The sequence below is a fragment of the Streptomyces sp. NPDC056296 genome (assembly GCF_042268605.1).
GTDB lineage: Bacteria > Actinomycetota > Actinomycetes > Streptomycetales > Streptomycetaceae > Streptomyces.
The window spans coordinates 1-12,936 of record NZ_JBHJRX010000053.1; the positions used below are offsets into that span (position 1 = coordinate 1).

Here is a 12,936-nt window from a genome sequence, read left to right on the forward strand (position 1 = left end):
GCCCGGTTACATTTCGAACCCGGAAGCTAAGCCTTACAGCGCCGATGGTACTGCAGGGGGGACCCTGTGGGAGAGTAGGACGCCGCCGAACAATCATTCAAAGGAAACCCCGCACCGGAAACGGTGCGGGGTTTCCTGCGTTTCAGGGGCAGTTGGGTTGGCGGCGGGGCCCTTTCAGCCCCGCCCTTTACAGACGGCCCGCCGCCTTCAGTTCCAGGTAGGCGTCGGCCAGCGCCGGAGCGAGTTCGTCAGGGATCGCGTCGACGATTGTGACGCCGTGCCGGCGGAGCTGGCCCGCGGTGCGATCGCGTTCCGCCTGGGCCTGTGCTGCTGCCGCGGCCTCGTAGACGGCGTCCGTGTTTTCGCGGCCCTTGGCCATCCGGGAGATGTGCGGGTCTGCGACCGATGCCAGGACGACCGTATGGCGCTGGGTCAGGCGTGGCAGGACGGGGAGTAGTCCCTCTTCGATCGGGGCCGAGTCGAGTGTCGTGAGGAGCACGATCAGGGAGCGGCGAGGAGCCGACCTGAGGGCCGTGGCGGTGAGGCCGCGGGCGTCGGTTTCCACGAGCTCCGGTTCCAGGGTCGCCATCGTGTTGACCAGGGAAGGTAGTACGTCGCCCGCCGTGCGGCCCTGGACGAGGGCGCGTACCCGGCGGTCGTACGCGAGGAGATCGACGCGGTCGCCGGCGCGGGAGGCGAGGGCGGCCAGGAGCAGGGCGGCGTCCATGGAGGCGTCGAGGCGGGGGGCGTCGTCCACTCGGCCGGCCGAGGTGCGGCCGGTGTCGAGGACGAGCAGGATGTGCCGGTCGCGTTCTGGGCGCCAGGTGCGTACGGCGACGGTGGACTGGCGGGCTGTCGCACGCCAGTCGATGGAACGGGTGTCGTCGCCGGGGACGTATTCGCGGAGGCTGTCGAACTCCGTGCCCTCCCCGCGGGTGAGCACGCTGGTGCGGCCGTCGAGTTCGCGCAGGCGGGACAGCTTGGACGGCAGGTGCTTGCGGCTGGTGAACGGGGGCAGGACGCGTACCGTCCAGGAGGCCCGGTGGGTGCCCTGGCGGGTGAAGAGGCCCAGAGGGCCGTACGAGCGAATCGTGACGCGGTCCGACTGGCGGTCCCCGCGGCGGGTGGGGCGTAGACGCGTGGTGACGCGTCGGCGTTCCCCTGCGGGCACTGTTACGCGGTGGCGGGAGGCCGCCGTCTCCGTGCCGGGCCGCCAGCTGCTGGGCGGCCAGGCGTCGCGGAGGTGGGCGCGGAGCGGGCGGTTGGACGGGTTGGTGACCGTCAGCGTGACGTCGGCGGTGTCGCCCAGGCGCGTGGAGGTGTCGCCGGAGCGGGACAGGCGCAGGCGTCGCACCGGGGCGGCCAGGGCGAAGTCGCAGGCGCAGGCCACGGCCAGCGGCGCGTTGACCGCGAGGATGCCCGTCCAGCTGGGGTCCCAGATGCCGATGGGCACGGAGCCCAGGGCCGCGAGGAGTGCGGTGCGTCCGGTGAGTGCCATCAGCGGGGCACGGGGACGTGGGCGAGGATCGCGTTGATGACGGAGTCCGTGGTCACGCCCTCCATCTCCGCCTCCGGACGGAGCTGGACGCGGTGTCGGAGGGTGGGGAGGGCGAGGGCCTTCACGTCGTCGGGGGTGACGTAGTCGCGGCCCGTCAGCCAGGCCCACGCGCGGGCCGTCGAGAGCAGTGCCGTGGCTCCGCGTGGGGAGACGCCGAGGGTGAGGGAGGGCGAATCGCGGGTGGACCGGCAGATGTCGACGACGTAGGCCGTGATCTCGGGGGAGATCGTTGTCTTGGCCACCTCCGCGCGGGCCACCTCCAGGTCGGCGGCGCTCGCCACGGGGCGTACGCCGGCGGCGTGCAGGTCGCGCGGGTTGAAGCCCGAGGCGTGGCGGGTGAGGACGTCGATCTCGTCCTGCCGGGAGGGGAGGGGGACGGTGAGCTTGAGGAGGAAGCGGTCCAGCTGGGCTTCCGGGAGGGGGTAGGTGCCCTCGTACTCGACCGGGTTCTGGGTCGCCGCGACCAGGAACGGCTCGGGGAGGGGGCGGGGTGTGCCGTCGACCGTGACCTGGCGTTCCTCCATGGCTTCGAGGAGGGACGACTGGGTCTTCGGGGGCGTGCGGTTGATCTCGTCGGCGAGGAGCAGGTTGGTGAAGGCCGGGCCGGGCTGGAAGGAGAACTCGGCGGTGCGGGCGTCGTAGACCAGGGAGCCGGTGACGTCGCTCGGCATCAGGTCGGGGGTGAACTGGACGCGCTTGGTGTCGAGTTCGGTGGCTGCGGCCAGGGCGCGGACGAGGAGGGTCTTGGCGACGCCGGGGACCCCTTCGAGGAGGACGTGGCCGCGGCACAGGAGCGCTACGACGAGACCGGTGACGGCGGCGTCCTGGCCGACCACGGCCTTGGCGATCTCGGCGCGCAGGGCTTCCAGGGCGGCGCGGGCGTTGCCCGGGTCCCCGGTCTGCCCGGCGTTGTCAGTGGTCGGGTCCATCATGGACGGCGTACCTCTCTTTCGAGGGCGTCGAGTTGGTCGGCGAGGGCGATGAGGGCCGCGTCGTCGCCGGGCGGCGGGCCGAAGAGGAGGGTGTGCAGGGACTGTCCGTCGCCGTGTTCGCCGTGGAGGTGGGCGGACAGGGCGGGGAGCAGGGCCTCGGGCGTGTGCGCCTGGGCGACGGGGACGCCTACGAGGGGGGCGAGGCGGGTGCGGGTGGCGGAGCGAAGAGCGGTGGCCGCGCGGTCGCGGGCGTTCGTCTTGCGGTAGAGGCGGGCGCGGCCCTCGGCGGTTTCGGAGGCGCGGACCGCGACGGGGAGTCTTTCGGGCACCAGGGGGCCGAGTCGGCGTGCCCGCCACAGGGCCGCGAGGGCGGCGGCGACGAAGAGCTGCAACGTGCCCCAGAGCCAGCCGGAGGGGAGCAGGTCGAAGAAGCTGCGCTCCTCGTCCGGGGTGGTGGCGTCGGTGAGCGAGGGGAGGTACCAGACCAGATGGTCGCGGGAGCCGAGGAGTTGGAGGGCGAGCGAGGCGTTGCCGTGCTCGTCGAGGTGGTCGTTGTAGAAGACGTCGGGGGCGCCGAGTACGACTGTGTCGCCCGGGGTGGTTCCTCCCTGGGCCGCGTCTCCGGGTGTGTCGGGGATGCGGAGCAGGGTGGCCAGGCGTCGGCTGGGGTAGCAGGCGTCGGCTTCGATGTGGGAGCTGCTGTAGCGGATGCCGCCGGTGTCGGCGCTGCCCGCGCGGCGGGCGGCGGGAAGGTCGCAGTCGGGGGCGAGCGTCGAGTCGAGGCTGAGCGCGGGGTCGGCGGTGACGCCGGGGGCGAGCCGTTCGACGGCGGGGCCGCCCGGGGCCACGAGGACGGTACGGCCGCCGGAGCCCTCGGTCGCGGAGCGCAGCCGCGTCTGCTGGCGTTCGGTCAGGAGGTCGGGGACGGCGACCAGCAGGGTGGTGTCCGGGCCGGCCGCGGCGCGTGCGTCGTCCAGGGTGTCGACCACGCGCGTGGACACGCCCCGGTCGGCGAGGAGTTCGGCGACGGCCCGGCTGCCGGAGGGGTCGGCGGAGCGCGGGTCGAGTTCGCCGTGCTGGGCGTCGGAGCGGATGACGGCGATCGCGACGGCGGCGACGAGCAGCACGACGAGCGCGAGCGTGATGCCCCGCGCGCGTGTCCACACCTGGCGGGCGGTGGGCGAGGCCGAGGTGGTGGGGAGCGTGGCCTCGGTGGTCATTCGGCGGCTCCCGGGCGGGTGTTCGGGTCCGCGCTGGCGGTCGTACTGGCGGTCGTACTGGCGGTCGTGCTGGTTGCCAGTTGCGGCTTGGTGCGTTCCAGGTCGCGGTCGAGTTCGGTGAGGCGCCGGTACGACTGCTCGGTGCCGGGGCGGCCGCCGTATGTGACGTCGTCGAAGTCGCGGGCCGCGGCGCGCAGCGGGGCGCCGTGGACGGGCATGGCGCGGCCGGCTTCGGTGGCCGCCTCGTCGGCGGTGCGGCCGGGGCGGCTGTCGAGGAGGGCGCGTTCCTCCAGGGCGCGGACGACGGCCCGCATGCGTTCCTGGACGGCCTGGTTCCAGTGTCCCTGGGCGGCGTGTGCCTCGGCGGCGGCGCGGTGGTCGGCGGCGCTGCGGGGGCGGTCGTCGAACAGGGCGGGGGCCGAGGTCGGTTGGCGGCGCGGGGTGCCCAGGCGCCACCAGAGGGCGCCCAGCGCGGCCACTACGGCCACGATGATGACGATCAGGCCGAACGTCCCTCCGGGAGTCGCGGTGGACGCGCTGCTGAACAGCTCGTTGATCCAGTCCCAGAAGGCGTTCAGGGCCCGCTGGAACCAGCTGGGGTCGTTCTCGTGGTACATCCGCTTGGACAGCTCGCGCCGGGCGGCCTCCCGCGCGGGGTCGCGCGGGATCGTCACCGGCGGTTCGTCACCGGAGCGCGACAGCGACAGCACGGAGGCGTCGCCGGAGCGCGACAGCGTCCGTACGGCGGTGCGTGACAGCGCCTCTGTGAGAACTCCCCCCGCCGGGCTCACCGCATCAGCTCCCCGGGGTGGTGCCGGGAGCGCCGGTGCCCGGAAGGCCGGCTGCCCGGGCCAGTTCGAGGTCGAGGGCCTCGCGGCGAATGCGCTGGTCGATGTAGAGCAGGACGGCCACGCCGGCCGTGATCGGGAAGGTGATCATCGAGCCGATCACCGAGCCGATCCCGCTGACGACGAGGAACGTCCAGCCGAGGTCTCCGGTGCCCTCCAGGAAGCCGCCTATGCCGTCGCCACCGAGGGTCGCGGCGAGGAAGGCGAAGGGGATGACGATGATCGACGCGACGACGTTCGCGATGATCGTGGCGAGCAGCTGGATGCCGAAGACCCGCCACCAGGAGCCGCGCACCAGCTTCACGGAGCGGCCCATCGCCTTCTTGATGCCCTGCTTCTCCAGCATCAGCGCGGGGGACGCGAGCGAGAAGCGGACCATGAGCCACACCGCGACGACGCCGGCCGCCAGGAAGCCCAGGACGGTCAGGGCCACGCCCGCGTCGCCGCCACCGGTGGCTGTGACGAGGAGGCCGGGGGCCATGCCGACCATGACGATGCCGAAGACGATGAGCAGCAGCAGCACGATCAGGCCGAACAGCTTCAGGACCTGGGGGCGGGCGTCCCGCCAGGCCTCACCGGTGGTCACCGGCCTGCCGAGTACGGCGCGGCTGGTGACGGTGGTCAGCAGGGCGGTGGCCAGTACGGTGCCGATCAGGGAGATCAGGAAGATGACACCCGAGTTGATCGTGGTGTCGGTCAGGGCGTCGCCGAGTTCGCTCAGGGTGGCGTCGGGGTCGTTGAGGGCCTCGGTGCTGGTGTTGTCCAGGACGAGGCCCTGGAGCAGCACGACGATGATCTCCGTGAAGACCGCGACGGTCAGCGAGATGCCGAGGACCGTGCGCCAGTAGGTGCGCATGGTGGAGACCGCGCCGTCGAGGATCTCGCCGACGCCGAGCGGGCGGAGCGGGATCACGCCGGGCTTGGCCGCGGGCGGGGGGCCTCCCCAGCCGCCTCCCCAGCCGCCGTGCCCACCGGGCGGGCCGTAGCCGCCGTAGCCCCCGCCCTGGCCGCCGTAGCCACCGGGACCTCCGTATCCGCCCGGGCCGCCGTAGCCGCCGCCGGGGTGGCCGGGAGGCGGAGCGCCCCAGCCCTGGTGCGGAGGTGGGGGAGGCGGGGCCTGGCCGGGGCCGGTGGGCGCGGGCCACTGTCCGGGCGGCGGCTGCTCCTTGGACCACTTCGTGCCGGGGCTCGTCGGTTCCGCGCCCGGCTGGTCCGCGGGGTGCGCGGGCTGATCGGGGCCGTTGGGGCGGTCGGCGGGCTCGGCGGGGCCGGACGCGCCGGGCTCCCGCCCGTCGGACGGGGCGGATCCGGGCGAGGCCCAGCCCGGAGTGTCGTTCATCGTCGCTCCTTCACGGTGCCCGTCCGCGGTCGCGGCGGCAGGTTGGCAGCCATCGTGCCATGGCGTGGTCGGGTGCGGACCGGGCGCGGTATGGCCTGCGCACCTTCAATTGTCCGCCCGGTAGGGGGCAGACTGACCGCATGGCTGATCAGGACGCGCGAAGCGGCGAGGACAAGCGGCCGACCGAGATCCCGGCGCTGCGCTGGGAGGAACCACCCGAGGGGCCCGTGCTGGTCCTGCTGGACCAGACCAGGCTGCCGGCCGAGGAGGTCGAACTGGTCTGCACGGACGCGTCCGCGCTCGTGGAGGCGATCCGCTCGCTCGCCGTGCGCGGGGCGCCGCTGCTCGGCATCGCGGGCGCCTACGGCGTCGCGCTCGCCGCCGTCCGCGGCTTCGAGGTGGAGGAGGCCGCGGCCGCGCTGGCGGGGTCCCGCCCCACCGCGGTGAACCTCGCCGTCGGTGTGCGCCGGGCCCAGGCCGCTCACCAGGAGGCGCTCGCCAGGACCGGCGACACCCGCCAGGCCGCCGCGGCCGCGCTGGCCGCGGCGCGGGCGCTGCACCGGGAGGACGCCGAGGCCAGCGCCCGGATGGCCGCGCACGGGCTGGCGCTGCTGGACGAGCTGCTGCCCGCCGGCGGGCACCGGGTCCTGACGCACTGCAACAGCGGGGCGCTGGTGTCGGGCGGTGAGGGGACGGCCTTCGCGGTGGCGCTCGCGGCGCACCGGTCGGGTCGGCTGCGGCGCCTCTGGGTGGACGAAACGCGTCCGTTGCTGCAAGGTGCTCGCCTGACGGCATACGAGGCGGCCCGCAACGACATGGCGTACACCTTGCTCACCGACAACGCGGCCGGTTCGCTGTTCGCGGCGGGTGAGGTGGACGCGGTGCTCGTCGGCGCGGACCGCATCGCGGCCGACGGTTCGGTGGCGAACAAGGTGGGGAGCTATCCGCTCGCCGTGCTCGCGAGGTACCACCATGTGCCGTTCATCGTGGTGGCACCGGTCACGACGGTGGATCCGGACACGCCGGACGGGGCGTCCATCGAGGTGGAACAGCGTCCCGGATACGAAGTGACCGAGGTCACAGCACCTCAGGTGCCGGTGACCGGAGCGGGAGGCGGGATTCCGGTGGCACCCCTGGGGACCCAGGCGTACAACCCGGCGTTCGACGTGACTCCGCCTGAGCTGGTGACGGCGATCGTCACCGAGGAGGGCGCGGTTTCGCCCGTGACGGCAGAGGCTCTCGCGGAGCTGTGTGCCAGGTCACGCCAGGTAACGATTAGCTAATGGGATGATGTCGTTTATGAAGGGACGAGTCCTTGTCGTCGACGACGACACCGCACTGGCCGAGATGCTCGGCATTGTGCTGCGTGGTGAGGGTTTTGAGCCATCTTTCGTAGCCGACGGCGACAAGGCGCTGGCCGCCTTCCGGGAGACCAAGCCTGATCTGGTGCTGCTCGACCTGATGCTGCCCGGTCGGGACGGCATCGAGGTGTGCCGCCTGATCAGGGCGGAGTCGGGTGTGCCGATCGTGATGCTGACGGCGAAGAGTGACACCGTCGACGTCGTGGTGGGTCTGGAGTCGGGCGCCGACGACTACATCGTGAAGCCGTTCAAGCCGAAGGAGCTGGTGGCCCGTATCAGGGCGCGCCTGAGGAGGTCCGAGGAGCCGGCACCGGAGCAGCTCGCCATAGGCGACCTGGTCATCGACGTGGCCGGTCACTCCGTGAAGCGGGAGGGTCAGTCGATCGCGCTGACGCCGCTGGAGTTCGACCTGCTGGTGGCGCTGGCCCGCAAGCCGTGGCAGGTGTTCACGCGTGAGGTGCTCCTGGAGCAGGTCTGGGGCTACCGGCACGCGGCCGACACCCGGCTGGTCAACGTGCATGTGCAGCGGCTGCGCTCCAAGGTCGAGAAGGACCCGGAGAAGCCGGAGATCGTGGTGACCGTCCGTGGCGTCGGTTACAAGGCGGGACCGAGCTGACATGAGCAGGGACAGTGCCGCTTCGGCGCCCGGCCGCTCCGGGGCCCGCGCCGGACGGCCTGTCGGCCCCCCGCCCGCCGGCTCCCGCTGGAGCCGTCTGCTGGAGGGCGGGCTGCTGCACGGCGGGGTGCAGGGCAGCCCGGTGCTCCGTCTGTTCATGCGCTGGGTGCGCCGTCCGCTGCTGCCCGTCATGCGGCTGTGGCGGCGCAACATCCAGCTCAAGGTCGTCGTCACCACGCTGCTGATGTCGCTGGGCGTGGTGCTGCTGCTCGGCTTCGTGGTGATCGGGCAGGTCCGCAACGGGCTGCTGGACGCCAAGGTGAAGGCCTCCCAGAGCCAGGCGACCGGCGGGTTCGCGGTGGCCAAGCAGAAGGCCGAGGAGTCGGCCAGCGTGACCGGTGACGAGGGTGTGCCCGTGGACGGCCGTCCCCCGCAGAACGTCATCCAGTGGATGAGTGAACTGGTCAAGTCGCTCTCCAGCGGCGGCCAGGGCGCCTTCGACGTGGTCACGCTCCCCATGGGCGGGGACAGCGGCAGCGGGCGCGGCCCGCGCGCTTCGGGCTTCGTCAACTGGTCGGCCAGCGTGCCCGAGGACCTGCGGGAACGGATCGACGGCAGTACGGCGGCGGCGCAGAGCTACACCCGGATCGTCTACGACTCCGGCGAGGCGTCGCAGCCCGGCCTGGTCATCGGCAAGCAGGTCAACGACCCGAACGGTGAGCCGTACCAGCTGTACTACCTCTTCCCGCTCACGCAGGAGGAGGAGTCGCTGAGCCTGGTCAGAGGCACGCTGGCGACGGCCGGGCTCTTCGTCGTCGTCCTGCTCGGGGCCATCGCCTGGCTCGTGGTGCGCCAGGTCGTCACGCCCGTACGAATGGCGGCCGGCGTCGCCGAGCGGCTGTCCGCCGGGCGGCTGCAGGAACGGATGAAGGTCACCGGCGAGGACGACATCGCGCGGCTCGGCGAGGCCTTCAACAAGATGGCGCAGAACCTGCAGCTCAAGATCAGCCAGCTCGAGGACCTGTCGCGGATGCAGCGGCGGTTCGTCTCCGACGTGTCGCACGAACTGCGGACGCCGCTGACGACCGTGCGGATGGCCGCCGACGTCATCCACGACGCGCGCGTGGACTTCGATCCGGTGACCGCGCGGTCGGCCGAGCTGCTCGCCGACCAGCTGGACCGGTTCGAGACGCTGCTCGCGGACCTGCTGGAGATCAGCCGTTTCGACGCGGGTGCGGCGGCGCTGGAGGCGGAGCCGATAGACCTCAGGGAGGTCGTACGGCGGGTCGTGGGCGGGGCCGAACCGCTCGCCGAGCGTAAGGGCACGCGGATACGCGTCGCCGGCGACCAGCAGCCCGTCGTCGCCGAGGCGGACGCGCGGCGCGTGGAGCGCGTGCTGCGCAACCTCGTCGTCAACGCCGTCGAGCACGGCGAGGGCAACGACGTCGTCGTCAAGCTCGCCGCGGCCGGCGGCGCGGTCGCTGTCGCGGTGCGCGACTACGGCGTAGGCCTCAAGCCGGGCGAGGCGACCCGGGTCTTCAGCCGCTTCTGGCGTGCCGACCCGGCACGCGCGCGTACCACCGGCGGTACGGGTCTGGGGCTTTCCATCGCCCTGGAGGACGCGCGGCTGCACGGAGGCTGGCTGCAGGCCTGGGGCGAGCCGGGCGGCGGATCGCAGTTCCGGCTGACGCTGCCCAGGACGGCGGACGAGCCGCTGCGGGGCTCACCGATACCGCTGGAGCCGACGGACTCGCGGCGCAATCGCGGGCTGGGCGAGGCCGGACTCAATGACGCCGGTGCGGCGCACGGCACGGGAAAGACGGCCACCGTTCCGGCGCAGGCGCCGCTCGGGCAGGTGCCCCCGGTGTCCGCCCGGGGCCCGATCCCGTCGCGGTCGGCCACGGTGGCCCCCACGGCCGATCCGACGGCGCTGCCCGGCAACGGCGCGCGCGTGGTGCCGCGGCCCGTGTCGGGCGCCCGGAGACAGGACGGCGGGCCCGCGCCGGAGGCGACGAGCCGCCCGGACGCCGGACCGGAGCAGCCGGAGGACTCGAGCAGGCAAGGGGAGGCATCTCGTGGGCGCTGACCGCGAGGGGAGCGGTCGGCGGGGGCCGGCACGCGTGGTGGCGTACGCCGTCTGTGGCGTCGTACTGCTGGCGGGGTGTGCGTCCATGCCCGACAGCGGGGATCTGCGGGGCGTGGAGTCCACGCCCCGGCAGGACCCGCAGGTGCGGGTGTTCGCGATGCCGCCGCGGGAGGACGACTCGCCCACGGAGATCGTGCAGGGCTTCCTGGAGGCGCTGACCAGCAACGAGCCGGAGTACGAGACCGCGCGCAAGTACCTGACGGGCGAGGCCGCGAAGACCTGGCGGCCGGAGCGGTCCACCACGGTGCTCACGGGCGGACCGGGAACCGAGTCCGACCACTCGGGAAGCCGCGAGGACGCCGACGACTACTCGGTCACGCTGACCGGCACCAGGGTCGCCACGGTGGACGGGCAGCGGTCGTACTCGCCGTCGGACGGCCAGTACCGCGAACCGGTGCACCTCAGCCGGGACGGCAAGACCGGGCAGTGGCGCATCGACGCGCTGCCGCAAGGCGTCATCATGGGCAAGTCGGACTTCCAGCGCACCTACATGTCCGTCAACAAGTACTACTTCGCCTCGAACACCGCTCCCACCGCGCAGGCAGGTACGAGTGCGCAGCCGGCGGCCGTCGCCGATCCCGTCTACGTGCGGCGGCTCGTGGACCCCATGACCCAGGTGGTGCGTTCCCTGATCAGCGGGCCGACCAGCCTGCTCGGGCCCGTGGTCAGGTCGAGCTTCCCGACCGGCACGGCGCTGGCGGAGAACGTCGACTCGCTGACGCCCGACGACCGCAACAAGCTGACGGTGCGGCTGAACGACCGGGCGGCCGGGGTCGGCGACGACAAGTGCGACGAGATGGCGGCCCAGCTCCTCTTCACGCTGCAGAACCTCACCCCGGTGGTGGACGAGGTCGAGCTGCGCTCGGGCGGTGAGCGACTGTGCTCCCTCACCGAGGACCGGGCGGAGACGGTCGCGACGCGCGGCTCGGCGCAGCGGCCCGACTACCTGTACTTCATCGACGAAGAGGAACGCCTGGTGCGCATCGCCGCCGGCAGCAGCGGGACCCGGCCGGAACCGGTCCCCGGGGCGCTGGGCGAGGGCGTGGCGGCCCTGGGGGCGGTGGCGGTGTCGCGGGACGAGCGCAGCGCGGCCGGCATCCGTCTCGACAACAAGTCGCTGTACGTCGGCTCGCTGGTGTCGGGCGGTTCGCTCGGAGATCCCGTGCTGGTCAGCAAGGGCAAGACGGAGGAGAACCGGCTGACGCCGCCCAGCTGGGACGCGCAGGGCGACCTGTGGATCGCCGACCGCGACCCGGCCGACCCCCGCCTGCTGCTGCTCAACGAGGGCAAGGGCCGGCCCGTGGAGGTGCGGACCCCGGGTCTGGACGGGCGGGTCCAGGCCGTGCGGGTGGCGGCCGACGGCGTGCGGATCGCGCTCATCGTGGAGAAGGACGGCAAGCGGTCCCTGCTCATCGGACGAATCGAACGGGACGGGAAGGCCGGCGAACCGTCCTCGGTCACCGTCCTCGAACTGCGCTCCGCGACCCCGGAGCTGGAGGAGGTCACGGCCATGTCGTGGGCCGGTGACAGCCGGCTCGTGGTGGTCGGGCGCGAGCGCGGGGGCGTCCAGCAGATCGGATACGTGCAGGTCGACGGCTCCACGCCGGAGGCCTCGGTGCCCGCCGCGCTGACCGGCGTGAAGGAGATCGCCGCGACCGAGGACGAGCGGCTGCCGCTGGTGGCGTACTCGGAGGACGTGATCGTGCGGCTGCCGTCCGGGCTGCAGTGGCAGAAGGTGACGGAGGGGACGGCGCCGGTCTATCCGGGGTGAGGCATCCGGCTCTTCCGACGCGGACGTTCACTCGTGTGGGTGACGCGTGGCGGGCGGGGCTCGGAGTTTCCACAGGGCGCTCTCCTGCGTTTTCCACAGGCCTGGTCGAGCCCCGCGGGCATTGGCACAGTGGTGGCCATGCGGGGAATGCGGGAATGGTGGCGGGACCTCACCGACCTTGTGCTGCCGGCCGAGTGCGGAGGCTGCGGCAGGGCGCGCACGGTGCTGTGTCCCCGGTGCCGTACGGCGCTGAGCGGCGCCGCACCGCGCCGGGTGCGGCCGGTGCCGGAGCCGTCGGGGCTGCCCGTGGTGCACGCGGCCGCCCGGTACGCGGACGAGGTACGGGCCGCTCTGCTGGCCCACAAGGAGCGGGGCGTGCTGGCCCTCACGGCACCGCTCGGTGTGGCGCTGGCAGGGGCGGTGCGGGCCGGGCTCCGGGAGGCACGATGGGGCGCCGGTGAGGCGGAGGACATACGCGGGCGGGGGCCGGTGCTGCTCGTGCCCGTGCCGTCCGCGCCCCGGGCGGTGCGCACACGCGGGCACGACCCGGCGCGGCGGATCGCCCTCGCGGCCGCGGGGGAGCTGCGACGGAGCGGGACGTCCGCCCGGGTGCTGGCCGTGCTGCGGCAACGGCACGCCGTGGCCGACCAGTCGGGGCTCGGCGCCCGGCAGCGGCTGCACAATCTCGCCGGCGCGCTGGCGGTGGCTCCCGGCGGTGGCCGGCTGCTGGGCGGAGGCGGGCCGGTCGTCCTCGTCGATGACCTCATGACGACCGGGGCGTCCCTGACGGAGTCGGCGCGTGCCCTGCGCGAGGCGCAGGCCGAGGCGAAATCCGCTGTGTATCCGTCGTCGGCAGGGGAAGGCAGAGAGGAACGGAAGGCCGGGCCCCGAATGGCGGGTCCGAACGAAGGCGGTGGCGTGATCCGTGAAGTGATCTGCGCGGCAGTGGTCGCGGCTTCACCAGATTCTTTCGAAATAAACCGGAACTGACTGGAAACTTGCCTCGTTGCAGGTAATGAGAGGGTCAATTCACTGGAACGGAGGTACGCCGCGGTAGAGGGTGACGACATCCGTCCGGGCGAGATATGTTCGGTTGTGAGGCAAAGCCGCAGGCCACACCTCTCAAATCCGAATGCCGTGCTGCG

10 protein-coding genes and 1 rRNA gene are annotated in these 12,936 nt (G+C 72.8%); 6 read left to right on the forward strand and 5 right to left on the reverse strand.

Annotation, left to right across the window (positions count from 1 at the left end; genetic code table 11):
• Positions 1 to 91: ribosomal RNA gene (rrf, locus tag ACFCZF_RS31485) — 5S ribosomal RNA — on the forward strand; the annotation flags it as partial.
• Positions 92 to 187: 96 nt separating this feature from the next.
• Here rrf and ACFCZF_RS31490 read toward each other — a convergent pair.
• Genes ACFCZF_RS31490 through ACFCZF_RS31510 form a run of 5 tightly spaced genes read right to left on the reverse strand, consistent with a single transcriptional unit; the run spans position 188 to position 5,897 of the window.
• Positions 188 to 1,498 carry a DUF58 domain-containing protein gene (locus tag ACFCZF_RS31490; protein WP_376674517.1) on the reverse strand — a complete coding sequence of 437 codons (1,311 nt, stop codon included), beginning with the start codon at positions 1,496 to 1,498 and terminating at the stop codon, positions 188 to 190.
• Positions 1,498 to 2,487: an AAA family ATPase gene (locus ACFCZF_RS31495; RefSeq protein WP_376674550.1), complete on the reverse strand. Its 990-nt coding sequence runs from the start codon at positions 2,485 to 2,487 to the stop codon at positions 1,498 to 1,500. Before ACFCZF_RS31495 ends, ACFCZF_RS31490 begins: the two co-directional genes overlap by 1 nt.
• Positions 2,487 to 3,710, reverse strand: coding sequence for a DUF4350 domain-containing protein (locus ACFCZF_RS31500; protein ID WP_376674518.1), 1,224 nt, complete (start codon positions 3,708 to 3,710; stop codon positions 2,487 to 2,489). Before ACFCZF_RS31500 ends, ACFCZF_RS31495 begins: the two co-directional genes overlap by 1 nt.
• Positions 3,707 to 4,501: a DUF4129 domain-containing protein gene (locus ACFCZF_RS31505; protein ID WP_376674519.1), complete on the reverse strand. Its 795-nt coding sequence runs from the start codon at positions 4,499 to 4,501 to the stop codon at positions 3,707 to 3,709. The genes ACFCZF_RS31500 and ACFCZF_RS31505 overlap by 4 nt, the downstream gene beginning before the upstream one ends.
• A gap of 4 nt (positions 4,502 to 4,505) precedes the next feature.
• Positions 4,506 to 5,897, reverse strand: coding sequence for a glycerophosphoryl diester phosphodiesterase membrane domain-containing protein (locus ACFCZF_RS31510; protein WP_376674520.1), 1,392 nt, complete (start codon positions 5,895 to 5,897; stop codon positions 4,506 to 4,508).
• A 140-nt stretch (positions 5,898 to 6,037) separates the two neighbouring features.
• On the opposite strand from ACFCZF_RS31510, the gene mtnA reads away from it, so the two are divergent.
• From mtnA to ACFCZF_RS31535, 5 genes are all read left to right on the forward strand, one after another.
• Positions 6,038 to 7,180 carry an S-methyl-5-thioribose-1-phosphate isomerase gene (mtnA, locus tag ACFCZF_RS31515; RefSeq protein ID WP_375911755.1) on the forward strand — a complete coding sequence of 381 codons (1,143 nt, stop codon included), beginning with the start codon at positions 6,038 to 6,040 and terminating at the stop codon, positions 7,178 to 7,180.
• 4 nt (positions 7,181 to 7,184) lie between these two features.
• Entirely contained in the window at positions 7,185 to 7,874 is a 690-nt protein-coding gene (gene mtrA / locus ACFCZF_RS31520) for a two-component system response regulator MtrA (protein WP_193776289.1), read from the forward strand.
• A gap of 1 nt (position 7,875) precedes the next feature.
• A complete protein-coding gene (gene mtrB / locus ACFCZF_RS31525; protein ID WP_376674521.1) occupies positions 7,876 to 9,960 on the forward strand; it encodes an MtrAB system histidine kinase MtrB in 2,085 nt (694 codons plus the stop codon).
• Complete coding sequence (locus tag ACFCZF_RS31530) at positions 9,950 to 11,791, forward strand: LpqB family beta-propeller domain-containing protein (protein WP_376674522.1); 1,842 nt, start codon at positions 9,950 to 9,952, stop codon at positions 11,789 to 11,791. The genes mtrB and ACFCZF_RS31530 overlap by 11 nt, the downstream gene beginning before the upstream one ends.
• A gap of 147 nt (positions 11,792 to 11,938) precedes the next feature.
• Complete coding sequence (locus ACFCZF_RS31535) at positions 11,939 to 12,781, forward strand: ComF family protein (protein WP_376674551.1); 843 nt, start codon at positions 11,939 to 11,941, stop codon at positions 12,779 to 12,781.
• Positions 12,782 to 12,936: the final 155 nt, after the last annotated feature.

Bases quoted from the DNA above. Each gene is read 5' to 3' on its own strand.
- ACFCZF_RS31490 (WP_376674517.1), bottom strand. From the start codon at position 1,498: ATGGCACTCACCGGACGCACCGCACTCCTCGCGGCCCTGGGCTCCGTG.
- ACFCZF_RS31495 (WP_376674550.1), bottom strand. From the start codon at position 2,487: ATGGACCCGACCACTGACAACGCCGGGCAGACCGGGGACCCGGGCAAC.
- ACFCZF_RS31500 (WP_376674518.1), bottom strand. From the start codon at position 3,710: ATGACCACCGAGGCCACGCTCCCCACCACCTCGGCCTCGCCCACCGCC.
- ACFCZF_RS31510 (WP_376674520.1), bottom strand. From the start codon at position 5,897: ATGAACGACACTCCGGGCTGGGCCTCGCCCGGATCCGCCCCGTCCGAC.
- mtnA (WP_375911755.1), top strand. From the start codon at position 6,038: ATGGCTGATCAGGACGCGCGAAGCGGCGAGGACAAGCGGCCGACCGAG.
- mtrA (WP_193776289.1), top strand. From the start codon at position 7,185: ATGATGTCGTTTATGAAGGGACGAGTCCTTGTCGTCGACGACGACACC.
- mtrB (WP_376674521.1), top strand. From the start codon at position 7,876: ATGAGCAGGGACAGTGCCGCTTCGGCGCCCGGCCGCTCCGGGGCCCGC.
- ACFCZF_RS31535 (WP_376674551.1), top strand. From the start codon at position 11,939: ATGCGGGAATGGTGGCGGGACCTCACCGACCTTGTGCTGCCGGCCGAG.